Source organism: Trueperaceae bacterium, assembly GCA_036381595.1.
Taxonomy (GTDB): Bacteria; Deinococcota; Deinococci; order Deinococcales; family Trueperaceae; genus DASVCN01.
This window is the reverse complement of sequence record DASVCN010000007.1, coordinates 44,286-68,764: the sequence shown is the minus strand read 5'-3', so window position 1 is coordinate 68,764 and position 24,479 is coordinate 44,286. Positions and strand designations below refer to the sequence as shown.

Annotated in this window: 20 protein-coding genes; 15 read left to right on the top strand and 5 right to left on the bottom strand. The window is 65.6% G+C overall.

Annotated features, from left to right (window positions below; genetic code table 11):
* Nucleotides 1–143: 143 nt before the first annotated feature.
* Nucleotides 144–1,265: a tRNA 2-thiouridine(34) synthase MnmA gene (gene mnmA, locus VF168_01955; GenBank protein HEX7002934.1), complete on the bottom strand. Its 1,122-nt coding sequence runs from the start codon at nt 1,263–1,265 to the stop codon at nt 144–146.
* Nucleotides 1,266–1,464: 199 nt separating this feature from the next.
* Here mnmA and coxB point away from each other — a divergent pair, with 199 nt between their 5' ends.
* From coxB to VF168_01915, 8 genes are all read left to right on the top strand, one after another.
* A complete protein-coding gene (gene coxB / locus VF168_01950; GenBank protein ID HEX7002933.1) occupies nt 1,465–2,472 on the top strand; it encodes a cytochrome c oxidase subunit II in 1,008 nt (335 codons plus the stop codon).
* 7 nt (nt 2,473–2,479) lie between these two features.
* Nucleotides 2,480–4,993, top strand: a complete 2,514-nt coding sequence (gene ctaD, locus VF168_01945; protein ID HEX7002932.1) for a cytochrome c oxidase subunit I — start codon at nt 2,480–2,482, stop codon at nt 4,991–4,993.
* A 33-nt stretch (nt 4,994–5,026) separates the two neighbouring features.
* Nucleotides 5,027–5,413 carry a hypothetical protein gene (locus VF168_01940; GenBank protein HEX7002931.1) on the top strand — a complete coding sequence of 129 codons (387 nt, stop codon included), beginning with the start codon at nt 5,027–5,029 and terminating at the stop codon, nt 5,411–5,413.
* Nucleotides 5,401–5,841 carry a c-type cytochrome gene (locus tag VF168_01935; protein ID HEX7002930.1) on the top strand — a complete coding sequence of 147 codons (441 nt, stop codon included), beginning with the start codon at nt 5,401–5,403 and terminating at the stop codon, nt 5,839–5,841. The genes VF168_01940 and VF168_01935 overlap by 13 nt, the downstream gene beginning before the upstream one ends.
* A 75-nt stretch (nt 5,842–5,916) precedes the next feature.
* Nucleotides 5,917–6,300, top strand: a complete 384-nt coding sequence (locus VF168_01930; protein HEX7002929.1) for a lipopolysaccharide assembly protein LapA domain-containing protein — start codon at nt 5,917–5,919, stop codon at nt 6,298–6,300.
* Between the two features lie 6 nt (nt 6,301–6,306).
* Complete coding sequence (gene recJ / locus VF168_01925) at nt 6,307–8,559, top strand: single-stranded-DNA-specific exonuclease RecJ (protein HEX7002928.1); 2,253 nt, start codon at nt 6,307–6,309, stop codon at nt 8,557–8,559.
* Between the two features lie 3 nt (nt 8,560–8,562).
* The gene (locus tag VF168_01920; GenBank protein ID HEX7002927.1) at nt 8,563–11,541 is read left to right on the top strand and encodes an FAD-linked oxidase C-terminal domain-containing protein; all 2,979 of its coding nucleotides are present in this window, start codon (nt 8,563–8,565) and stop codon (nt 11,539–11,541) included.
* A gap of 100 nt (nt 11,542–11,641) precedes the next feature.
* Nucleotides 11,642–12,100: an ATP-binding protein gene (locus VF168_01915; protein ID HEX7002926.1), complete on the top strand. Its 459-nt coding sequence runs from the start codon at nt 11,642–11,644 to the stop codon at nt 12,098–12,100.
* A gap of 6 nt (nt 12,101–12,106) precedes the next feature.
* Here VF168_01915 and VF168_01910 read toward each other — a convergent pair whose 3' ends face one another.
* Complete coding sequence (locus VF168_01910) at nt 12,107–12,448, bottom strand: VOC family protein (protein HEX7002925.1); 342 nt, start codon at nt 12,446–12,448, stop codon at nt 12,107–12,109.
* Between the two features lie 63 nt (nt 12,449–12,511).
* Nucleotides 12,512–14,341, bottom strand: coding sequence for an arginine--tRNA ligase (locus VF168_01905; GenBank protein ID HEX7002924.1), 1,830 nt, complete (start codon nt 14,339–14,341; stop codon nt 12,512–12,514).
* A gap of 206 nt (nt 14,342–14,547) precedes the next feature.
* On the opposite strand from VF168_01905, the gene VF168_01900 reads away from it, so the two are divergent.
* Genes VF168_01900 through VF168_01890 form a run of 3 tightly spaced genes read left to right on the top strand, consistent with a single transcriptional unit; the run spans nt 14,548 to nt 16,747 of the window.
* Complete coding sequence (locus tag VF168_01900; protein HEX7002923.1) at nt 14,548–15,168, top strand: TetR/AcrR family transcriptional regulator; 621 nt, start codon at nt 14,548–14,550, stop codon at nt 15,166–15,168.
* The gene (locus VF168_01895; GenBank protein HEX7002922.1) at nt 15,165–16,013 is read left to right on the top strand and encodes an ABC transporter ATP-binding protein; all 849 of its coding nucleotides are present in this window, start codon (nt 15,165–15,167) and stop codon (nt 16,011–16,013) included. The genes VF168_01900 and VF168_01895 overlap by 4 nt, the downstream gene beginning before the upstream one ends.
* Nucleotides 16,010–16,747, top strand: a complete 738-nt coding sequence (locus VF168_01890; protein HEX7002921.1) for an ABC transporter permease — start codon at nt 16,010–16,012, stop codon at nt 16,745–16,747. Before VF168_01895 ends, VF168_01890 begins: the two co-directional genes overlap by 4 nt.
* Before the next feature lie 4 nt (nt 16,748–16,751).
* Here VF168_01890 and VF168_01885 read toward each other — a convergent pair whose 3' ends face one another.
* Entirely contained in the window at nt 16,752–17,258 is a 507-nt protein-coding gene (locus tag VF168_01885; GenBank protein ID HEX7002920.1) for a dihydrofolate reductase family protein, read from the bottom strand.
* Nucleotides 17,259–17,626: 368 nt separating this feature from the next.
* On the opposite strand from VF168_01885, the gene lon reads away from it, so the two are divergent.
* The 3 genes from lon (at nt 17,627) to VF168_01870 (ending at nt 22,124) form a co-directional block, all read left to right on the top strand.
* Complete coding sequence (gene lon / locus VF168_01880) at nt 17,627–20,077, top strand: endopeptidase La (GenBank protein HEX7002919.1); 2,451 nt, start codon at nt 17,627–17,629, stop codon at nt 20,075–20,077.
* Nucleotides 20,078–20,305: 228 nt separating this feature from the next.
* Nucleotides 20,306–21,061 carry a triose-phosphate isomerase gene (gene tpiA / locus VF168_01875; GenBank protein HEX7002918.1) on the top strand — a complete coding sequence of 252 codons (756 nt, stop codon included), beginning with the start codon at nt 20,306–20,308 and terminating at the stop codon, nt 21,059–21,061.
* Between the two features lie 10 nt (nt 21,062–21,071).
* Entirely contained in the window at nt 21,072–22,124 is a 1,053-nt protein-coding gene (locus VF168_01870) for a Xaa-Pro peptidase family protein (GenBank protein ID HEX7002917.1), read from the top strand.
* A gap of 7 nt (nt 22,125–22,131) precedes the next feature.
* On the opposite strand, the gene VF168_01865 is transcribed toward VF168_01870, so the two are convergent.
* A complete protein-coding gene (locus VF168_01865; GenBank protein ID HEX7002916.1) occupies nt 22,132–23,547 on the bottom strand; it encodes a phosphoglucomutase/phosphomannomutase family protein in 1,416 nt (471 codons plus the stop codon).
* Between the two features lie 110 nt (nt 23,548–23,657).
* Between VF168_01865 and argB the strand changes: the two genes are divergently transcribed.
* Nucleotides 23,658–24,419, top strand: coding sequence for an acetylglutamate kinase (argB, locus tag VF168_01860; GenBank protein HEX7002915.1), 762 nt, complete (start codon nt 23,658–23,660; stop codon nt 24,417–24,419).
* Nucleotides 24,420–24,479: the final 60 nt, after the last annotated feature.

Sequence of the window (24,479 nt, the reverse complement as noted above, 5' to 3'; positions counted from 1 at the left end):
AAGGCACTGCCGCTCAGCCATCTCACTCAGCCAATACGGCTCAGCCATCACCACTCAGCCTTGCAACTCGGGCGTTGCCCCAGGCACTGCCACTCAGGCACTGACACTCAACCGCTGGGCCATTACCGTTCAGGCGTTGAGGCTCAGGCCCGCTCCCTGATCACTCCGCCGCCCAGCAACCTGTCCCCGTCGTACAGCACGGCCGACTGCCCCACGGTGACCGCGAAGAGCGGTTCGTCGAAGGTGAGGGCGAAGGTGACGTCCTCAGCCAGTTCGAGGCGCGCCGGCACCGGCCTCTGGCGGTACCTGACCTGTGCCATCACCCTCTGCGGAAGATCCTCCGCCGCACAGTGGAAGTTGGCACGGTGAGCGGTAAGAGTCGTGAAGTGGCACATCTCCCGGGTGCCCACTACGACGGTATCGTCCTTCGCCCGCAACTCGATCACGTAACGCTCGAGGTGCGAGTGGTAGAGCCCCAGCCCCTTCTTCTGGCCGATCGTGTAGAACTGCACCCCCCGGTGTTCCCCGATCACCTCTCCGCCTGCGGCGGCGTCCACGATCGGTCCGGGTCGTTCCTTGCTCCGCTCTTCCATATACTCACGCACCGAATCGGAAACGAAACAGAGTCCGTTCGACGAGGGTTTGGAGGCGGTCGCGAAGCCACGCTCTCCGGCCAATGCGCGCACTTCCTCCTTGGTCAGTTCGCCCAGCGGGAAGAGCAGGTAGCGGAGGATCTCTCGCGGCAGGGCCCACAGGAAGTAGGTCTGGTCCTTGCTGTCGTCACGACCCCGGTGGAGTTCAACCCCATCTGGGCCATCGACCCGCCGCACGTAGTGACCTGTAGCCATGAACTCGCAGCCCAGCATGATCGCTCGTTTCACGAACGACCCGAACTTGATGTCCCGATTGCACCAGACGCAGGGGTTGGGCGTCTCTCCGCTCTCGTACGCGGGTACGAAGGGATCGACAACCACCTCCGCGAAATCCTCCCGGTAATCGAGCAGATAGAACGGTACGTCTATCTTGTCTGCGATCCGACGCGCGTCGTAGGCCGCATCGGGGCTGCAGCAAACATCGAAAGCTCCGGGCGGCCGATCGTCGGGCCAGAAGCGCAACATCGACCCCACGACCTCGAAGCCCTGCTCCCGGAGCAGCGCAGCAGCAACAGACGAGTCGACTCCGCCCGACATGGCGCAGAGCACTTTCGGCGCCTCAGGATGGAAGGACGTCTCCCGCAGTTGCTGGACGGTAGGGGCCTCGTTCACGAAAACCAAGTGTAGCAACCCGGGCAAGGCCGCTGGAATCCTGACCGACAGAGTTCACGTCTGAGGGTGAGCCGACGCCCAGTCGAGCCGGCGGGGCCGTGACAACGTGAGAACGAAACTTTCTGCCGTGATCGCCCCCTACTGTCTCGAGAACAGAAGCGGAGGATGCACCGACAGCATGACCTGCTCCCCTTCTCACATGCGGTGCCGAGGAAACGCCTCATCGCTCCCAAGGCTGAGCCTGCTGCTGTCGCTGTTCGGGGCCGTCAGCCCGCTGCAACTCGCTTTCGCCAACTGGGTGACCGAACCGAGGGGCCCGGCAGCAACCGGGATCGCTCAACTCTCCTGGGTGTTGTTCATCGTCGCACTGATCGTGGTCGTGATCGTCCTCGCGCTCTACCTGTTCGCCCTGACCTCCGAGGGCGCACCACGGGGAACCACTCCCAGCTGGTCGACGCCGTTCGTCGTCATCGGAGGGATCGTCGTCCCGACGTTCATCCTCATCTCGGTCCTCACCTACTCTCTCGGCAAGACCAGCGCTCTTCAGGAGGTCGGCGAAGGCGAGCCGATCACGATCGAGGTGGTAGGCAACCAGTGGTGGTGGGAGGTCCGCTACCCGGAAGAGGGCGTCGTGACAGCCAACGAGCTGCGCATACCAGTGGGAGTGCCCGTCCGTCTCGAACTGACCAGCGATGACGTCATCCACTCGTTCTGGGTACCGACGCTGAACGGCAAGATGGACCTGGTGCCCGGCCGCACAAACACCCTCATTATCGAAGCCGAAGAGGTAGGCCTCTACAGGGGCAGCTGCGCCGAGTACTGCGGCACCCAGCACGCCAAGATGAACCTGCTGGTGCTCGCCGAGCCCAGGGAGACCTTCGAGGGGTGGCTGGCCGATCAGCGGCGCTCTGCCGCGCTTCCGGACACGCCACTCGAGCGCGAGGGGCTGGAGGTGTTCCTCAGTTCAGCCTGCGTCTACTGTCACACCATCGAAGGCACGAACGCCACAGGCGACCTCGGGCCCGACCTCACCCACCTCGCCAGTCGCCTCACGCTGGGTGCAGGAACGATCGCGAACAACCGCGGCAACCTGGCAGGTTGGATCGTAAACTCGCAGGCGCTCAAGCCGGGCAATCGGATGCCGCCGATGTATCTGGAAGCAGACGACCTGCAGGCGCTGCTCGCCTACCTGGGGAGCCTGGAGTGAACCGGTCGTGGCGGTAGAGATGGACCGGTCGACCCGGGTGGAACGCTTCCGTCGAACCTGGCAGGTCCCGCGTGGGATCGGGTCCTGGTTCGCCACCGTCAACAACACCTCTCTGGGAGCCCGCTACATGGTGACTTCGCTCGCCTTCTTCTTCCTCGCGGGCGTGATGGCGCTCTTCATGCGGACCCAGTTGGCGGTGCCAGAGAACACCTTCCTCGACCCCGAGACCTATAACGAGCTGTTCACCATGCACGGCTCGACGATGATGTTCCTCTTCGTCATCCCCTTCCTCGAAGGGCTCGCCAACTTCATACTGCCGTCGATGCTCGGCGCGCGCGACCTCGCCTACCCGCGAGTGACCGCGTTCGGCTACTGGGTCTACCTGTTCGGCGGCATCGTGTTCTTCTCCAGCTTCCTCGTCGACGCGGTGCCCGACGCGGGCTGGTTCGCCTACACTCCACTCTCCGGACCCGAGTTCTCGGGGCTGGGCATGGACTTCTGGCTCCTCGGCCTGGGAGCCATCGAACTGGCGGGAATCGCCACCGGCGTCGAACTGGCCGTCTCGGTCCTCAAGCTGAGGGCACCAGGGATGTCCCTCGACCGGATGCCGATCTTCGCCTGGGCGATCCTGGTAACCGCCTTCGCGATCCTCTTCGCCTTCACCGTGCTCCTGGTGTCGACCATCCTGCTCGAACTGGAGAGGTCGCTGGGCATGCCTTTCTTCGATCCCACGCTGGGAGGCGTCCCGCTCCTGTGGCAGCACCTGTTCTGGATCTTCGGACACCCGGAGGTCTACATCATGTTCATCCCGGCGACCGGGATCATCTCGATGATCATCCCGACCTTCGCCCGAAGGCCCCTCGCCGGCCACCTCCTCGTCGTCGTCGCCCTGCTGGCAACCGGCTTCGTGAGCTTCGGACTATGGGTGCACCACATGTTCACGACGGGCTTACCGCTCCTCGCGGCCAGCTTCTTCACGGTCGCCAGCTTCATGATCGCCATCGCCACTGGAACCCAGTTCTTCGCCTGGCTCGCAACCCTCTGGGGCAGCAGGCCGAGGTTCCCCGTGCCGTTCCTCTTCGCGCTCGGCTTCATCTTCAACTTCCTGCTGGGCGGAGTGACCGGAGTCATGGTGGCGGCAGTACCGTTCGACTGGCAGGCTCACGACAGCTACTTCGTGGTCGCCCACTTCCACTACGTACTCATCGGTGGAGTCGTCTTCCCCATCTTCGCCGCCCTCTACTACTGGATGCCCAACATCGCCGGGAGGAAGCTCGATGAGCGGATCGGCGCCTGGAACTTCTGGCTCACCTTCATCGGCTTCAACCTCACCTTCTTCCCCATGCACATCTCTGGCCTCCTGGGCATGCCCAGGAGGGTCTACACCTACCAGCAGGGCACCGGGCTCGAGGTTCCCAACCTCATCTCGACGATCGGATCGTACGTGTTGGCGGTAGGCTTCTTCCTCTTCGTCGTCAACTTCCTGGTCACCTGGAGATCTGGGAGGAAAGCGCCGCCCAACCCGTGGCAGGCTGGGACACTCGAGTGGGCGGTCTCCGAGCCCACCCCCAACTACAACTTCGAAACCCCGCCGGTCGTTTCCAGTCGTTACCCCTTGTGGGAGCAGGAGCACCTGAGCGAAGGAGCCGAGCGCCATCGGCGGCTGGCCCGCGAACTGGAGGCGGAACCGAACCGCTACCGGGCCACTCTCGTGACGAGCGTCGTGAGCGCCGAGCCGCAAGCCCTCTGGGTACTCTCGGGACCCAGCTACACGCCGATCATCGTCGCGCTGGGCGTAACCCTCATCGCACTCGGGCCGGTCGTGAAGCTCTACTGGCTGATGGCCGCGGGGGCCCTGCTCGCTGTCGCCGGAACCACCGCCTGGCTCTGGCCCAGCCCTTCAGAGCGGGAGCGGCTGCTCGAGGATGACCTCAACGACCGACTGGGATTGCCGCTCACCGCTACCGGACGGGCCGAGACCGGCTGGTGGGGGATCGTGTTCTTCCTGTTGAGTGCCGCCTCTGTTTTCGCCATCCTCTTCTTCTCCTACTTTTACATCCGGCTCTACTCTCCGGAGTGGCCCCAGGGCGGCCTTCCGCTGCCGGAGCTACTCCTGCCCGGCCTTGCCGTCATCGGCCTGCTGCTTAGCGCCGCTGCCGGCTACTGGGCACTGAGGTCGTTCTCGAACCGAAGGTCGCGCGGTTCGACGCTCGGGCTCGCCTTGGCGCTCCTCCTCGGGGTGCTCTTCCTGGCCGCCCGGACCTACGGCCTCCTCAGGCTGCCTTTCCCGCTCGACGCGAACGCCTACGCCGCGATCGTCTACCTGATCTCGGCGGTCACCATCCTCGCCACATTCATCGGACTTAGCCTCCTGCTGGGCGTACTGATCCGCGCCAGCAGAGGCCATTTCGACAGCGACAACTACGTTGCGGTCCGCCACGCGCTGCTCGTCTGGAACTTCGTCGTTGCCGCCGGAATCGTCGTCTACGTCGTACTCGACCTCTCACCACATCTTCTTTAGGCGATGTGGAGGGAGCGGATGAGGAGGGAGTCGATGCGAGAGAGAGCCAGGACACCAGCGCATCAGGGGAGCCCCCTCATGTGGTTCGGCGTCCTCGGCGGGGGCATCGCCTGGTCGCTCCACCTGCTGGCCAGTTACCTGCTGACCGAGAGCGTCTGCGCGGTCGACCCGCCCCGATTCCAACTGCTCGGCCTTCAAGGTACTTCGCTCCTGCTCCTCGGCATCACGGTACTGACCGCCCTGCTGGCGCTGGCGGCCGTCATCGTGGGAGCGGGCCGGTGGTCGAAGTGGCGGGGCGACGACGAGAACCAGCCAGCCTCCTACCTGAGCCTCACCGGCCTCATCCTCAGCAGCGCCTTCCTCCTGATCATCCTCGTCGAAGGCCTCCCACCTCTGTTCCTCGAGGCATGCGGCTCGTGAGCGGCGTCCAGACGAACCGCGGTCTCGTCCCGTTCAGCGTGGTCGTGGCCGGCCTGGCGGTAGCGGCCCTAGTCGTCGTCGTCGGATACGTCCTGGTGCAGAGGGCAGAGGGCGGCATCCAGGTGACGCCCGACTACACGCTCGAAGCGGCAGACCCCGAGATGGGGCCCATCCTCATTCAGAAGTACGGCTGTGGCGCCTGCCACGAAGTGGCAGGCGTGAAGGGCGCCCGTGGCAAGGTGGGCCCCAACCTGAACGAAACCGCAGAGCGCGCCTACCTCGCCGGGAACCTGCCGAACACCCCCGATAACCTCGTGCGCTGGATCCAGGCGCCGCAAATGATCCAGCCAGGCACGGCCATGCCGGACCTGGGGGTCACCGAGTCGGACGCTCGGCATATCGCCGCTTACCTCTACACTCTCGATTGAAGACGAGTCCCGCTGGAGGAGCGAGTAGGGAGTATCGCGCACGGGGCCCGATTGCCTCCCTGGTAGACTCGCACCTTGGAGGTTTCGCTGGTGAAAGCCGTCAGGCTCCTTCAGATCGTCCTCGTTCTCGCGGCCGGCGCCTATCTGTGGCTCCTCCACGACCTGAACGAAGTGAACGTCTTCCTGCCCTTCCTCTTCTCGCTGTCGCCCGCGGTCGTGGTCCTCCTGGCGCTCCTCCTGGGATGGCTTCTGGGCTGGCTGCCCGCTGCGGTACGAGGCGTGCAGAAGAACCGCGAGATCCGCAGGTTGCGGCGCAGGATCCAGGAACTCGAGAAGTGGGACCCGGACGGAGCAGCAACGGGCGAAGAGGCGCCCGTGATACCCGACCGGCCACCCACGGAGAGCGGCGCCCAGGAGCCTTTCCTCCGCGACCCCTACGACGAGCACGAGAACATCTGAGCGCAAGTGATCGAAGCCGCCCCCCTCGTCGCCCGCCCCCGGACCGAATGGCTGGTCAGGCCCCCTGCGCCCCCCGATCAGGTCGAACGCCTGGTACGTGAGCTGGGCGTGCCCCCGCTGCTCGCCTCGATGCTGTGGCACAGAGGGATACGTGAGGGAGCCGCGGAACAGCTGTCGCCGCCCCTGCGCCCGAGCGCCATAACTACCCTCGAGCGGGCGGCAGAGAGACTCGAACTCGCCCTTCGCCAACGCCGCCGCATCCTCATCCACGGCGACTACGACGCCGATGGGGTCTCCGGCACCGCGGTGCTGCTGCTGGGCCTCCGTTCGCTGGGCGCGAACGTCTCGGCCTTCATCCCGAACAGGCTGACCGACGGCTACGGCGTCCATCCCGAGCGCGTCGAGGAGCACGCCGAGGCCTGCGACCTGTTCATCACCGTCGACTGCGGGATTACCAACCTGGCCGAGGTAGCACGCCTGCGCGAGCTGGGTGTGGAGGTGATAGTGACCGACCACCACCAGCCCGGCGACGAACTCCCCGACTGCCTGGTGGTGCACCCGTCGCTCGCCCCGGGCAGGGCTCCGGGCGTAGCCGAACTCACCGGAGCCGGCGTCGCCTACCACCTCCTCTGGACGCTCCATCGGCGGCTCGGGCTGGAGGACCCGCTCGAGTACACCGACATCGCCACCATCGGGACCGTCGCCGACGTCGCCCCCTTGCTGGGGGAGAACCGGGCGCTGGTGAAGGCCGGCCTCGAGAGGATCGCCTCCAGCAATTGGGCCGGGCTCCGCAGCAGCGTGGCGATGTCGGGCATCCGCGATCGGGTGACTGCCCGCGACGTGGCCTTCGTCCTGGCGCCCCGCCTCAACGCCGCGGGGCGGCTGGGGGAAGCCGACAAGGCGCTCGAACTGCTCACCACCGGTTCGGAGCGGCGCGCCCGCGAGCTCGCCTCCTATCTCGATGCCAGGAACCAGGACCGCCGCAAGATCCAGGACCGGATGTACGCCGAGGCACTCGAGAAGGTCGACGGTGACGCGCCCGCCCTGGTCCTTGACGAAGACGGCTGGCATCCGGGGGTGATGGGCATCGTCGCCTCGAAACTGCTGGAGCGGTTCTACAAACCCGTCTATATCGTCGCCGCCGGCAAAGGCAGCGTTCGTTCCACACCGGGGATCTCTGCCGTGCAGGGGCTGCGGAGCGCCGCCCGCTTCCTGAAGCGGTTCGGAGGCCACGAGCAGGCCGCCGGCTTCGCCATCGATCCCGAGGAGCTGCCCGCTTTCCGGGAGGCGATCCTCGAGTTCGTCTCCCGTCACCCGGCGCCCCTCCCGGCGATCTCGGCCGACGCGGTCGTGTCGGCGTGCGACGTCGACGCCGACCTCTACAGGTCGATCTGTGAGCTGGAGCCGTTCGGCGAGGGACACCCGGCCCCGCTGCTCGCCCTCTGCGACAAGCTCGAGCACGCCAAGGCGGTCGGCCGCGAGAGGGGCACACTGCAACTCCGGATCGCCGGCCTAAGGGGGGTCGCCTGGCGTCAGGGCGATCTGGCCGAGACGCTGCGGGTCGGCGCCCCGGTGAACGCGGCGATCAGTGTGAGAGAGCGTGAGTGGCAGGGGAAGCGGCAACTCGAGTTCGTGGCCGAGGAGATCCGCACGCTCGAACGGTTCGGCCTCCACCCGAACGTGGATCGGTCGCTCGTCGGATCTACGGGAGAGGTGAGGCGGGGAAGCCCCCCGCCCGGAACTGGGCTCGCCTCCCTCACGGACCCGCCTGTCGCCGGATCGGTCTACCGACTTCGGGAGCTTCCGCCTGGTTCCGAGCGCGCCCCCACCTCCCGGTTGCGCGAGATGCTGGCCGCAGGTGCGACCGTCTATCTCGATTTCGACGAGCCGGCGCTAAGACGAGCGAGAGAGTCGGCCGAGCAGCTTCCCACCGTCGCCGACGTGCGGCGAGGCTTCGTGGCCCTGCAGCGCGGCTCGGCCCTGCCGTACGGCAAGGAGAAGGCCGACACCGTACGTCTCGCCCTCTCCGAACTCGAACTGCTCGACTCGCTGGGGAGGGTGCGGCGGGGTGAGAAGCGCGATCCCCACTCATCCCCGACACTCGTGAACGCCCTCATCGAACGCTACCGGCTGATATCGCTGCTCAACGCCTACATCAGCTTCGACGACGAGGCGTTCTCGTTCGCAGCTGCTGTGCTGCTGGCCCCTTCCGGCTCGGCAGAGGAGCAGCGGTCGCCCGAAAGAGCCGTGCAATACTGACGCATGATGAACAGCCGCCCGGCGGCCGAGCCCGTCGGTTCGAGTAGCAACCCCTCAGCCAACGACGACGAACTGATAGCAGCGATCGAGCGGGAGCTCGACGCCGCCATCGAGGGCGAAGTGCGGTTCGACGCCAAGGCCCGCTCGCTCTACTCCACCGACGCCAGCCCCTACGAGATCTGGCCTCTGGGCGTGGTGCTGCCCCGCTCCACGAACGACATCCGCACGACTCTCGAGGTGGCCCGCCGCTACGGCGCGTCGGTGCTGCCACGGGGCGGCGGAACGTCGCTCGCTGGCCAGACCGTTGGCCGCTCGATCGTAGTCGACGTTTCGAAGTACCTGACCGAGATCATCGAGTTCGATGAGGCGGGCCGCACGGTCAAGGTCCAACCGGGAGTGGTGCGCGACCAGTTGAACTCCTTCCTCGCCCCCTACGGACTTCAGTTCACCCCCGACGTCTCCACCACCAACCGGGCGAACATCGGCGGGATGGTCGCGAACAACTCGGCGGGGACGCGCTCGATCAAGTACGGCAAGACCGTCGACCAGGTAGTGGCGATGACGGTGATGCTGCTCGACGGCACCCTGCTCGAGCTGCGGCAGCTGGAGCGACCCGAACTCGACGCCAAGCTCGCGCAAGCGGACCGTGAGGGCGACATCTATCGAACCGTGCACACGATAGTGACCGAGCACGAGGACGAGATCGAGGCGCGCTTCCCCAAGGTCATGCGCCGGGTCGGAGGCTACAACCTCGACGAGTTCACCGGCGGGAAGCCGTTCAACCTCGCGAAGCTGGTGTGCGGCTCTGAGGGGACGCTGGCTTTCATCGTCGACGTGACCCTGAGGCTCCAGCCTATCCCGACTCACCGGATGCTCGCTCTGCTCCACTTCGAGACGCTCGACTCGGCCCTCAGAGCCGTCCAGTACATCAACCGACACGGCCCCTCGGCCGTCGAGATACTCGACGACATAATGTTCGAGCTTGGCCTCACCAACCCGGCGATGGCGCCTCTGATGCACTGGCTCGAGGGCCAGCCGGCAGCGGTGCTGATGGTCGAGTTCGATGGCGCCAGCGAGGAGGAGATGCTCGCCGGCTACCGCTCGTTGCGGGCCGACCGGCAGGTGACCGAGCTCAGCTATCACGTTTACGAGGCGCTCTCCCCGATCGAGCAGCGCGACGTCCTCGAGCTGCGCCGCGCCGGCCTGGGAATATACGCCACCGTGAAGGGACGGCACAAGCCGGTCCCGTTCATAGAGGACGCGGCCATCCCGGCAGAGAACCTTCCCGAGTACCTGCCGCAGGTGATCGAGGTGTGCCGCCGGCGCGGGGTTCGTATCGGCATCTACGGCCATGCTTCGGTAGGCGTCATCCACGTCCGGCCGATGCTCGATCTCAAAACGGTCGAGGGCGTCGAGCAGTACCGCCAGATCTCGGAGGAGGTCTTCGAGCTGGTCAAGCGCTATGGCGGATCCTGGAGCGGGGAGCATGGCGATGGCCTCATCCGCTCCTACCAGAACCGGCGGCTCTTCGGTGACCTCCTGTACGAGGACTTCCGCGAGATCAAACGGGCGTTCGACCCCGACTGGCTGATGAACCCCGGCAAGATCGTCGACTCGCCGCCGATGACCGAGAACCTCCGCTACGGGCCCGATTACCCGCAGCCGGATCTGGACACCGTCTTCGACTTCTCCGCCGAGGGCGGTTTCCTGGCTGCCGCCGAAGCGTGCACCGGCGTAGGCGCTTGCCGGAAGGTCGGGACCGGAACGATGTGTCCCTCCTACATGGCGACGAGGGACGAGGATCACTCGACCAGGGGACGGGCCAACATCCTCCGAGAGGCGATGACGGGACGGCTGCCGGGCGGCCTGGCTTCGAAGGACGTCTACGAGGTGCTCGATCTCTGCCTGGAGTGCAAGGCCTGCAAGGCCGAGTGTCCCAGTCAGGTTGACGTCGCCAAGCTCAAGTACGAATTCCTCCAGCACTACCACGACGAGCACGGCACGCCGCTCCCGGTAGTGGCGATGGGGAACGTTGGCAGGGTAGCTCCCGTCGCCCGCGTCTTCGCGCCGATCGTCAACGCCCTGTTACCGCTGAAACCGGTCCGGTGGCTGGTTGAGAAGCTGGTACAGGTCGACCGGCGCCGGGTCCTCCCCACCTACGCCAGGCAGAGTTTCGCCGGCTGGTTCGCGGGGAGGGAACGTCGCCGCGCGACCGCCCTCGGTGTCACCCCTCAGCCGGCCCACGAGGAAGCGGACCGTACCGACGCTCCGCGTGGCCCCGTCGCTCTGTTCGCCGACACCTGGACGATGTACAACGAGCCGAACATCGGTAAGGCCGCGGTCGAAGTGCTCGAACGCCTCGGTTACGAGGTGGAACTGGTCCCCTACGGCTGCTGCGGCCGGCCCCAGATCTCGAAGGGACTGCTGCGGGAGGCCAGGCGCATGGCGAAGTCGAACGTCGAACGCCTGCAGGGGTACGTCGCGAGGGGCGTGCCGGTGGTGGGACTCGAACCGTCGTGCGTTACGGCATTCAAGGACGATTACCGCGATCTGGTACCGGGTGAGACCACTGAGGCGGTGGCCGATTCGGTCTGGATGATCGACCAGTTCCTGGCGCGGGAGTGGACACAGGGGCGGCTCGAGCCGGCGGATGCGTTCTCGAAGGGGAGTACGCCGATGATGCTCCACGGGCACTGCCAGCAGCGGGCGATTCTGGGCACCGGCGCCAGCAGGGCAGTGCTCGGATGGGTCTCGAGCGACGTGCACGAGGTCGACTCGGGCTGCTGTGGCATGGCCGGTTCGTTCGGCTACGGCCACTACGACGTCTCGATGGCGATCGGCGAACAGCGTCTCTTCCCCGCGGTGAGGGAGCATCGGGGGGAAACGGTCGCCTGCGGCTTCTCGTGCCGTCATCAGATAAGGGACGGTACCGGTCAGCGGTCGAAGCACATTAGCGAGGTGCTGGCAGAGGCGCTGCGGTGAATCGCCGCAGGCCAGCCGCCCCCGGGCCAACAGCCGGTGCGTTGCCGCCCTCCCGGGAGTGCCTTGCGTGCGATCGCAGCGGCTAGCCCCGCAGGTTGCGATGCTGTGTGGTCTTCCGGGTTCAGGGAAGACCCGATTGGCGAGAGAACTAGCTGAGGGTCTGCCTGCCATCTCTCTCGATCTGGACAGTTGGGCGTTGTCGCTACTGGGCCAGACGCCTCCGCCGGCTCAGCTCCACGACCTGCTGCTCCGGCTCAAGGACCTACATTGGAGCACGGCGCGACAACTGTTGGCTCAAGGTACCAACGTGGTCCTGGACTTCGGTTTCTGGAAGCGAGCCGAGAGGCTCGAGTTCGCGCGTCGCGCCAGGGAATCGGGCGCTCGACCGGTTCTCTACTTCCTCGATCCGCCCGAAGAAGTGCTGCGCTCGAGACTAGCCGATCGGAACCGGAACTTGCCGCCGGCGACCTACGAGATCACCCTGGAGATGCTGGAGGTGCTCATGCCGCGGTTCGAAAGGCCCGATGCGGGCGAGGGCATCGAGATGAAGCTGATCTGACCCCTTCTACTTTTGCACGACGCAGAAAGTGTTCCCCTCGGGATCGGCGAGCACGACGTAGTCGGCCCCGGGCTCGTAACGCCAGTCGACCCGCGTCGCGCCCAGACCCAGAAGCCGCTGCACCTCGGCCTCCTGATCACGCGTGAACAGGTCGATGTGGTGCCGCTTCGGTTTCTGCGACGTGACCAGGTTCAAGGAGAGCTGGACGCCCGGCCCGGACTTGGGGATCAGGATGGCCCAATCCTCCTCGGGCTCCCGGCGAAGCTCATAGTCCAGCGCCCTGCTCCAGAACTCTACGGCTCTCGGGATATCTCTGACGCCCCACACGATCGCTCCGATCTCCAACATCAGTTCCGCTCCTGAATCCCTCGGTTCCCGGTGTGCCGGAAGACCGCCGTGGGCCTCCTTACCCTACATCTCGACCGGCGCTTCGATACCCAACAGTTCGAGCGTCGTTGCGAGCGTCCCCTTTACCGCTTCGACCAGCTGAAGTCGCGCCTCGCGAAGCCCTGGGTCCGCTCGCATCACCATGGTGTCGGGCTTGCCGTGCTCGTCACGATGGTTGTAGTAGGAGTTCCAGGCGGTAGCCAGATCGAGAGCGTACTGAGCGACGACGTGGGGGGCCAAACCGCGGGAGGCGTCCTCGATCACCTCGGGCAGCCGTGCCACCTCCTGCGCCAATCTCACCTCTACGGCGCTCAGCTGCGACCAGTCCGCGTCCCTCATATCGATGCCGGCCGCTCGAGCCGCGCGGAGTATCGAGCTGGCGCGGGCGTGAGCGTACTGGACGTAAGGGGCCGAGTCTCCCTGCAGCGAAAGCGCCTGCTCCCAGCGGAAGTCGATGATCTTGCGGGCTTCGCTCTTCAGCATCCCGAACCGCAGCGCGCCGACGCCTACCTGCCTGGCGACCTCGTCGATGGCTTCCAACCCGGGGTTCTTCTCTTCGACGATGGCGCGGGCCCGCCTGGTGGCCTCGGCGACTACCTCGTCGATAGACAGAGTTATCCCCTTCCGGCCGCTCATCGCCTGCCCCTCCAGGGTCACGACCTCGTAGGCGAGGTGATGGCTCTGTTCGTAGCCGTGCCCCGTATCCGAGAGTTTCAGGGCCGTCCTTACGATGGTCTGCGGGTGCGACTGTCGCACGTCGATGACGTTGATGATCTCGTCGCCGTGAGCGAAGGTGCGGCCGTCGGGATGTTCCTCGCCCTCCGGCGAACTGGTATAGAGGATCTTGCCCGAAGGCTGGTCGTCGAACTCGCTGAACTTGAGCCCACCGAACAGCCCCACCTTCCAGAACTGGTAGCCAACGTCCTTGGCGACGTAGACGGCGTTCCCGTCGCTGCGCACGAGCACCACCAGCGGCTCCTCGAGGCCGGGCAGGAACTGCGACACGTCCATCACGAGGGCGCCGGCATATTTGCCCTCGGTTGCCTCGAAGACGTTGGGACTTGCCTTGAGGATGTCGAGCCCACGGGCGAGGAATCCGCTGTGGACGACGTCCGATTCCCAGACCAGCAGGTCGTACTCGGCGCCTAGCGAGTAGTAGGTCTCGAGCTGAGAGCGCACCACCTTGGCCACCTCGTCGCGCAGCTCGCCGCGCTCGAGCCGGTGCATGACCTCCGACACGCCTCTTTCGATCGCCTCGCCGTCCTGTTCCTTCGCCTCTCCCAGGCGTACGTAGAGCTCCCCCAGCCAGTGGTCGTACTTCTTCGACCCGTCGTAGCGAGCCTGGAAGTAGTCGATGGCGAAAAGACTCTCCGCCGCCTGACGGCCGGTGTCGTCGATGTAGTTCTGGACCTCGACTTCGTACCCGGCGGCCCTCAACAAGCGAGCGCAAGAGTCGCCCAGGACGATGTTCCGGAGGTGTCCAACGTGCGCTTCCTTGTTGGGGTTGACCGAGGTGTGCTCGACGATCGCCTTACGGCCCTTCCGTTCGAGTTCGAGCCGGGAGGTCGCTACGCCGCGAACGTAGCTGGCGGGGTCGAGGAAGAAGTTGATGTAGGGGCCGGCCGCCTCGGCTCGCGACACCGCTTCCGGCAACTCCAGCCGCTCGAGCAGTTCCTGGGCGATCGCCGCAGGGTTCCTGCGAAGGGTGCGGGCGAGCCCGAAGGCGACCGGCGAGCCGAAGTCGCCCGGTTTGTTCTCCGGTACCGGCTGGATCTGGATATCGGCAGCAGTCGCCCCGAGACCCGCTACCGCCTTGGCGAGCGCCTCCTCGAGCCGTTTCTTGACGTCTGGCATCCAACAAAGCTATCACCCGAGAGGCTCACCTGTTTTCGGCTCGATGCAGAGTCGAAGGAGGACGGCTTGACTGAACGCTCAATCAACCGTACGATCGGAACGATGATTGAACGTTCAATCAAGCCGCTACCTGGCGTCGCGATCTATCATCTCCGGACAGACACCGCTCGCTTGGCTACTCGGCCATCGCGTACTCGACCCGTCAGATGACGGACGAGTCGAACCGGCGCCAGCAGATCGTCGCTGCGGCGCTCGAGGAGTTCGCGGCCAAGGGCTTCAAGGGAGCGACCATCAAGAGCATAGCCAAGAAGGCCCAGTTGGCCTCCCCCGCCCTCATCTACCACTACTTCCCCGATAAGGACGCCCTGTTCACTGCCGTAGTCGAAACGCAGGCCCTCGAAGCGCCTTTCATGCAACTGATCGACCACGCCGACTCGCTCATCGACCAGCCTCCCAGGCTGGTCCTGATGCGCCTCGGTGCCGGGCTGTTCGAGTTCCGGAGCCGAAGGCAGAAGCTGATCCGCCTAGTCGCCGGGGAAGTATTCCGCCACGAGAAGCTGGCCGAGATGTTCGTCAAGATCGGGCCGGGTCGGGTGATCGGCTTCCTCGAGAACTACCTGAGCCGGCAGGTCGAACTGGGCCGGCTCGAGGACCACGACACTCGTGCAGCCGCTCGAGCTTTCGTGGGCATGCTCCTGCCGCAACTCCTCGGCCGGGTTTTCCTCCCCTCCCTGCTCGAAGGTGGACCATCCGACGAAGAGCATCTTCGTACCTCTATCGACACATTCCTCCAAGGCCTGGAACGGGGCCGGAAGGACCACCGATGAACGCGATCGAGATAAACGGCCTGGTGAAGCGGTACGGCGATATCGAGGCTTTGCGCGGAGTCGACCTGAAGGTCCCGGAAGGTGCGATCTTCGGCCTGGTGGGTCCGAACGGCGCGGGTAAGACGACACTGATCAAATCACTCGTAGGGAGCCTACGGCCAACGGCGGGAGAAGTCCGAGTCCTGGGGCTGGACCCTCACGACGAGCGCGCGAGGTTGCGGCAGAGGATCGGTTACATGCCGCAGTCATCCGTGCTCTACGAGGACCTGAGCGCGCGGGCCAACGTCAGCTTCTTCGGTTCGGCGCACACATCCGTCGATCTCTCCAGGCGCGTCGCCGAAGTCCTCGAGTTCACCGATCTGAGCGGACGTGCCGACGATCCGGTCCACACCTACTCGGGCGGCATGAAGCACCGCGCCTCGCTCGCCGCCGCTCTAGTGCATGAACCTGAGTTGCTGTTGCTCGACGAGCCGAGCGCCGGCGTCGACCCCAAGCTTCGCAGGCGCTTCTGGGAACAGTTCCGGGAGCTTGCCGGGAACGGCACCACGGTGTTCGTCACCACCCACCTGATGGAGGAGGCTTCACTCTGCGACCGCATCGCGATCCTCCGCCAAGGAAGGATCATCGCCTGCGACTCACCCGGAGCCATACTGAGGCGCGGGAAGGTGCGACTCGTCGTCGAGCGGAACGGCGAGGTGCTGCAGACCGTGGTCTCGGATCCCGGCGACGTGGCCAAGAGCCTGCACGCGCACGGCCTGAGCCGGGAGGTCACCTCTGTGAGCATCGACGCCGAACCGATGGAGAGCGTCGTACTTTCGCTGATCGACCAGGAGGAAAACCGGTGAGGCGAACTCTGGCTGTGGCCGCACGCGTCGTCAGTCAGCTTCTCAACAGTCCCCGCTTCCTGGCGCTGTCGATAATGGCGCCCCTGCTCATCATCTACCTGCTCAAGCTGTTCTTCGACACCTTCCCCCCAGGCTTCGGGAGCGACCGCTTCGCGATCCCCGCTGCCGCCTTCATAGTGCACTTCCTGTCTTTCCTGCTCTGTGCGATCGCGCTCGTGCAGGAGCGGACGGGAGGAACATTGGAGCGGATGTTCGTAAACGGCTTCCGGCGAACGGAGATCATCGGCGGCTACCTGATCGGCTACCTCGGCCTCGCCACCTTCCAGGCGGTGGTCGCCCTCGCCGAGGTCATCTGGCTGTTCGGCCTCGACTACGAACGCTCGGTTCTGGCCACTCTCTTCGCGGTCATCTGGCTCCTGGCGATCGCCTCGGTGATGCTCGGCATCTTCATCTCTACCTTCGCCCGTCATGAGGGCCAGGTACTACCGTTCGTGCCGCTGATCATCCTTCCCTCCGTGTTCCTCTCGGGCTTCCTCGTCGACGTGGAGAAGCTTCCTGGCTGGGCGGAGGCGGTGGGCCACGCCTTCCCGATGCTCTACGCCAATAACGTGATCCAGGAGATGATCGTGCCCTCACCGGTCCGAGAATCCGCGTGGGGCAACTTCGCCATCCTCGCCGGGTACGCCGTGGCGCTGCTGCTCCTCGCATCGATGACCCTGCGGGAGGCAGACTGAACCGTTAGTAGACGACGTAGTATTCGAGGTAGACCATCCCGCTCTTCGGATAGCTCCGCTGGCCCTTCAGCGCGAGACGCCACGGACCCGGTGCTTCCGGCAACAACCTGAGGCCCCGCCCCAGCAGAACGGGCATCACAGCCGGCTCGACGGTGTCGACCTGTCCCATCTTGAGCAGGGTGCGGAAGAGTTCTCCCCCACCGAACAACCAGATGTCTCTCCCCGGCCTGCTCCTCAGTTCGGCCAGGTATCCCGCGAGGTCGGCACCCACGATCGTCACCCCCGGATGATCGTTCTTGCGCAGGGTCGTGGAGAAGATGACGATCTCCTTGCCGGGGAAGTCCCCCACCATCCCGGGGACCGCCTCGTAGGTCTTGCGGCCCACGAGCAGGGTGTCGAACTGACCGAATAGCGCGGCGAAGTCGAAGTCCGGCTCCTCCGGGATCCAGTCGTACTCGCCTTCCGGGCCGGCGATGAATCCGTCCAGACTGCACGCGACCTGGTACCTCACTCGCCTCCGCGATTGCGACACGGCGCCTCCTTCCGGACTCGAGGAGAGAACGATAACCGGTGTGAGGATCGCCTGCGCGGTGGAGGCCGCCCGGCTCGGCTCCAGAAGCCGTCTTAGGGATAAGCAAGCGCAGGCAGGTGGGATGCCGCGCCCCTGTCGTTGAGCCTGCTTACCGAATGCCCACCTCCGCGACTTATACTGGGGGACCGCCGCCGGGTAGGGTACCGGCACCGCGGTTCTGATCGGCGAGGGCGTGTAATGGGATCGGACCGTATCGCCCGCCATCCTGTAAACTTGACAGGTGCCGACTCAGATTTTCCGCGCGAAATCAGACATACGCAACTCACTTGTCCAGTTAGGAGCGAGTGATGTCAGAAGCAGATAACAGCCACGACTTCTCCGCGCCCGTACCGGTGTGCCCGGTCCGCGGCTCGGTTCTCTACCCCACCATGGTCATGCCCATCGATGCCGGGCGGGCCGTGAGCATCAGGGCGATCAACGCGGCCCTGGACCGTGACCGCACGATCGTCATCGTTAGCCAGCGCGACCGGGAGGTCGAAGAGCCTACTCCCGACGATCTCTTCACCACCGGCACCGCCTGCAACATCATGCGGATGAAGAAGAACCCGGATGGCTCGATCCAGATGCTGGTCCGGGCGTTCGCAAGAGTGAAGATAGACAGCTACCGCTTGAGCGGGGGGCTCATCGAGGCCGACGTTACCCCTGTCGAGGTACCCGAAGGCGATACGGTGGTACTCGAGGCCGCCTTCCGCGAGCTCAAGGAGAAGTTCGCCGACATGATCGAGAACGGGCGGGCCGTCCAGCAAGAGGTCGCCCAGTTCATCATGAACCTCGACGACCCCGGCCAGTTCGCCGACTACGTCGCTTACCACCTCGACTTCAAGCTCGAGGACAAGCAGGCGGTACTGGAGGCGGCGAGCGTAGCGGAAAGGCTCCGCCGGGTGCTCATCCTCATCGACACCGAGATCGAACTGCAGGAGACCCAGCGGCGCCTGCAGAAGGAGGTCAAGGAGGAGATCGACCGCAATCAGCGGGAGTACTTCCTCCGCGAGCAGATCAAGGCGCTGCAGAAGGAGCTCTCCGGCAGCGACGATGACGAGGATGAGGTCGAGGCGTTCCGCGAGAAACTCGACGAACTCGACCTGCCCGAAGTCGTTATGAAGGAGGCGCAGCGCGAACTGAACAGGCTCTCGCGCATGCACCCCGACTCGGCCGAGGCCTCGGTGATCCGTACCTACCTCACCACCATCGTCGAACTCCCCTGGAACGAACGTTCCGAAGATGCGCTCGACGTGGAGAAGGCCGCCGACATCCTCGATGACGATCACTACGGTCTCGAGAAGGTCAAGGACCGGGTGCTCGAGTACCTTGCCGTGCGCAAGCTCAAGGCCGAACGCGCCGCCCGCGGTGAACTCGACGAGAACGAGGTCAACAAGGGCCCGATTCTCCTCTTCGTCGGACCTCCCGGGGTCGGCAAGACCTCGATAGCCAAGTCGATAGCCAAAGCGTTGGGTCGCGAGTACGTGCGGATCTCTCTGGGCGGCGCCCGCGACGAGTCGGACATCCGCGGCCACCGCCGCACCTACATCGGCTCGATGCCCGGCCGCATCATCCAGGGCATCCGCCAGGCCGGCACCAAGAACCCGGTTTTCCTCCTGGACGAGGTGGACAAGCTCGGCATCTCCTACCAGGGCGACCCCTCATCGGCGCTGCTCGAAGTGCTCGACCCGGCTCAGAACAACTCGTTCGTGGACCACTACCTGGGGGTACCGTTCGACCTCTCCGAGGTGCTCTTCGTCGCGACCGCCAACTACGCCCAGCAGATCCCCGAGGCGCTGATGGACCGGATGGAGACGATCGAGTTCTCCTCCTACATCGAGCAGGAGAAGCTGGAGATCGCCAAGCGCTACCTGGTTCCCCGACAGGTCGATGAGAACGGTCTCAAGCCGAACCAGATCAACTTCAGCGACGCTGCACTCTCGAAGCTCATCACCTCCTACACCCGTGAGGCCGGCGTCCGCAATCTCGAACGGACGATCGGCACCGTCGCCCGCAAGGCAGCCAGGCGCATAGCCGAAGGCGAAGCCAAACGCGTTCGCATCGGCGAAAGGAGCCTGGAGAGCTACCTCGGGTCCGAGCGGTTCACGCCCGAGAGCGAGGCCGAGGAGAACCTCGTGGGGGTCGCCACCGGGATGTACTTCACGCCGGTGGGCGGAGACATCCTCTTCGTCGAGACCTCCATAACTCCCGGCAAGGGCGGGCTGGTGCTCACCGGCCAGCTCGGCGACGTGATGAAGGAGTCGGCGCGAGCCGCCCTCACTTACACCAAGAGCAACGCCGAGCGTTTCGGGATCCCGCAGTACCTGCTCGACGACTACGAGATCCACGTCCACGTGCCTGCTGGAGCCACGCCCAAGGAGGGCCCTTCGGCGGGCACCGCGCTCGCTACCTCGCTCATCTCCGCGCTAACGGGGATTCCCGTCCGCAAGGATGTGGCAATGACCGGCGAGGTCACCCTGCGCGGCCGGGTGCTGCCGATCGGTGGCCTCAAGGAGAAAATCCTTGGCGCCAAGCGTGCTGGCATCAAGCACATCATCTACCCGAACAAGAACACGTCCGACATGAAGGAGATCGCCGGCTACCTGAAGAAGAGCCTCACCTTCCACGCCGTCGACGACCTCGACGATGTGCTGGACAACGCGCTGGTAGGCGGGCTCAAGGCGCTCGAGAAGTCGGGCAAGAACCCGAAACGAAACCGCCGTCAGCGGGAGGGTGCCGACGCCCCGGCGCGCGCCTAGCCCCTTCCGCGTGTGAGTTCAGGGCGGGTCGGGCCAGTTCCGGCCCGCCTTCTGCATGGCCGTGCGATCGCTCGCTCGGTCGTTCCTCGATCCACTGCGGCTGGTCGCCTCATGCCGGCGCCTGAACCCGGGGTTCGGGTACGGGCCGTTACTGTCTCGACACTCGCTTCCGACCTCACCGGGCACCAGGGGTGACCTGCGGAACCGGAAAGTGTAAAGCTTGGGCTCATGAGACGACCACTCATCGCCGGCAACTGGAAGATGAACAAGCTGCCCAGCGAAGCAACAGGCTGGTTGGAAGAACTGCTCGCCTCCCTAGGGGGGGCGGCAGGTGAGGCTCAGCTTCTGCTGAACGTTCCCGCGACACACCTCGCGCCGATGTCGAGGCTGAAATCGGATGGCCCGGTCGAGCTCGGGGCGCAGGACCTGAGCGCTCACGACCAGGGCGCCTACACTGGCGAGGTGTCGGGAGCGATGCTGCGCGACGCCGGCGCTCGTTACGTCATCGTAGGGCACTCCGAGCGACGGGCCTACCATCACGAGGACGACGAGCTGGTTGCCGCCAAACTGAGGGCGGCGCAGAGGAACGAACTCGTGCCGATCCTGTGCGTGGGTGAGACCGAGAGAGAGCGCGACGCCGGCGAGGCGGAGGGCGTGGTCCTGCGGCAGATGGAGGGAGCGTTGGCCGGTCTCGAGCTGATCGATGCCAACCAACTGGTCGTCGCCTACGAGCCGGTCTGGGCGATAGGCACGGGGCGCACGGCCACCGCCGCCGACGCCCAGCAGATGTCGCGCACGGTAAGGGGCGCGCTCGAACGGCTCTACCCGCAACTCGCCAGCGGCATCCGCGTGCTCTACGGAGGCTCGATGAAACCGGCCAACGCCGCCGAGCTGCTGGCACAGGAGGACATCGACGGTGGCCTCATCGGCGGCGCGTCGCTGGAGGTCGACGACCTGCTCGCCATCTACCAGGCCGCATCGTGAGGGAACCGACATGCCGTTAGCACCCGAAGAACTTCCGACCCTCCTCGACGAGCATGGGTTGGACGCTCTCATCGTCACCTCCCCTGCCAACGTTCGCTACCTCTCGGGGTTCGCGACCCCTAAGGATGGTCGCGTGTTCATCGGAAAAGAGGGCTCCTGGCTCCTCACCGATGCCCGGTACACGGCGCAGGCGGCCGAGGAGACGCTGCTCCCCCGGGAGATCCGCCGCGACTGGCTGCCCTGGGTGGCCGAACGGGTGGGCGAGGGCAGGCTGGGGTTCGAGGCCGACGACCTGAGCGTCGCCTCATACGAGGACCTGCGCAAGCTCCTTGCCACGGAACCGGTACCGCTGAGGTCCCTCCTCAGGGACCGGAGGATGGTGAAACGACCCTCCGAGATCGACGCTCTGCGCGAGGCGGCGCGTCTCACCGACGCCGCCTTCGATCACATCCTCACCGTCCTCGAACCGGGGATGAGCGAGGTGGACGTCGCCCTGGAGCTGGAACGACTGATGCGTTCGCAGGGCGCCGAGGCGAAGTCGTTCGACATCGTCGTCGCTTCCGGTTACCGGTCGGCCATGCCGCACGGCGTCGCATCGGCCAAGAAGCTGGAAACTGGAGACCTGGTGACCCTCGACTTCGGCGCCACCGTCGACGGCTACCACGCCGACATGACCCGTGCCGTCGCGATCGGCAAAATAGACGCTGAGTTACGGGCGATGTACGAGGCCGTCCTCGAGGCGCTCGAGGAGTCGCTGGCGGCAACCGGACCCGGTCGTGCAGGTGCCGATCTGGACGGTCTGGCGAGACGGGCGTTGGCGCGCCACGGACTCGAACAGCAGTTCGCACACAGCCTGGGCCACGGTGTCGGACTCGACATCCATGAAGGCCCCCAGGTGTCCCGGAATTCTGCGGACACACTGCGCCCCGGCATGGCAGTCACCATCGAACCGGGCGTCTACGTTCCCGGCAAGGGAGGCGTCAGGATCGAGGAGCTGGTCGTGATCACGGAGGACGGCCACGAGCAGCTGTCGAAGTCGCCGCGGCACCTGATCACGGTCTGAGAGCCGCTCAGGCGGGGATGGAGGCGAGGAAAGACTTCGCCTCCTGGAGCAGCCGCTGCACCTCTCGCGGCGAGGGCGCCTCGGCGTAGACGCGGAGCAACGGTTCGGTCCCGGACGCACGGACCAGCAACCAGGCGTCCTCGCCGAGATTCAACTTCACTCCGTCACGTCTCTCCACGGAAACCAGCGGTCGCCCTGCGATGGTCGCGGGCGGATCGGATAGAGCGGCCATCACCGCCTCTGTGACTCGCCGTTCCTCGAGCCGCAGGTCGGCGCGGTCGTAGGCGTGTAGCCACTGCGCCTCCTTCTCGAGCTCAGCGAAACGTTGCGCCAACGTATCGCCGCTGCGGACCAGCGCTTCCAGCAGCAGCAGGGTGTTGGCGATGCCGTCACGCTCGGGGATGTGTCCGGCCACACCGATACCGCCCGATTCCTCCCCACCTACCAGCACATCGCCTTCGAGCATCCGTTCCACTATGTGCTTGAACCCTACCGGCGTCTCGATGACGTCGAGCCCCCGGCGCCGGGCGAGGCGCTCGATCAGGCGCGAAACGGTGAAGGTCTTCACCACCGTCCCCACCTCTCCGCGCTGCTGCATCAGATCCAGGAGCACGGCGAAGATCTGGTGGCTGTTGAAGAAGTGGCCCCCCGGGAGCACGACCCCAAGCCTGTCGCCGTCCCCGTCGGTGGCAGCGACGAAGAGCAGGTCCTTCTCCTCACGGGCACGTGCGATGGCCGGCGCCAGGTTGGGCGGGAGGGGCTCGGGATTCACGCCGTGGAAGAGGGGGTCGGGCCGCTTGCGGAGCGGTTCCACCTCCAGGGGCAGGTCGGCGAAACGGACGAAGCCGCTGAGCCAGCCGCCCGCTGCCCCTCCCATCGAATCGTGGACCAGCTTGCCCCGCAGACCCCGAAGCAACCCGAGATCGACCAGGCCTGCGAGCTGTTCGAAGTAGGCGGGCCTGAGGTCGACCGGCTCGATACGCCCGCTGCCGCCGCTGCGACGCACCCTGCTCTCGTCGACATCGGCGACGCGGGCCGCCACGTCCCGGTAGATGTCATCGGTGGCGGTGCCGCCATAGGCTCCCTTTAGTTTGAGTCCGTTGTATTGCGGCGGATTGTGGGAGGCAGTCAGCATTACCCCACCGGCCGCTCCGAAATGACGGACTGCGAACGACAGTGCCGGAGTGGGAACGAAGGTGGTCGACAGCAGAGCGGTGAGACCGTTGGCGGCCAGCACCTCTGCCGCCAGCCTGGCGAAATGCTCGCCACCGAAGCGGGTGTCGAACCCTACGACGACACTTTCGCCGCCGGTCGCGGCGAGATGATCGGCGTACGCCTGGGCACAGCGAGCGACGTTCCGATAGGTGAACCGGTCGGCGATCACGTCTCGCCACCCGTCTGTACCGAACTCCAGCCTATCCATCGGACCTCTCTCCGCCGGCCCTCCAAGCGGGGCCTGGCCTCACCATAACAGAGGGAATCGCGGTCCCGGAGGGAGGAAGTCGCTGCGCCGGGGGTCGGGTAGACTCACCCATGCCGATTGTGATCAAGTATGGCGGCAACGCGATGACGGATGACCTGGTACGCCTCGAGGTGGCGCGAACGATTAGCGGGGCCGCCAGGTCGGGCCGCGAGCCCATCGTGGTGCACGGCGGAGGGCCGTTCATCGACGCGGAGCTGCAGCGGGAGGGCATCGCCGCAGAGTTCGTGCGCGGCCTGAGGGTGACCTCGGCACAGGCGATCGGGCCGATCGAGCGGGCACTCACACTGCTCGGTAAGCGGCTGGCCCAGGAGATCGGTACCGCCATCTCCCTCTCGGGACGTGACGCAGGACTCCTGCGGGCCCGAACCTTCGACCCGCAGCTGGGCCTCGTGGGCACGATGACAGGCGTCAACGCCCCTCTGTTGAAGGGACTCCTGGGCATCGGCGTAACTCCGGTCATCGCCTGCCTGGCGCTCGGCGGGGAAGGCGAACTGCTCAACGTGAACGCCGACGAGGTGGCGGGCAGCGTGGCGGGAAGCCTGGGGGTACCCGTCGTCTTCCTCACCAACGTCCCTGGCGTACTGGAGGACCCGGCCGCACCCGACTCCCGCCTCGAGTCCCTCACCCGCGAGCAGGTCGAAGAACGGATCGAGGACGGCGCCATCTCGGGCGGGATGATACCCAAGGTGGAAGCAGCGCTCACCGCGCTCGAACTCGGTGCGACCTGGGCAGTGATCGCAGACGGCCGGACCCCTGACGGTCTGGGCGAGGCGCTGCAAGGCAAAGGCGGAACGCGCATCCTGCCCTCCTGAAGCTATTGCACTAATGCGACAGGGGCATTCGTCACAACGGCCCTCTCATTGTGACGCTAC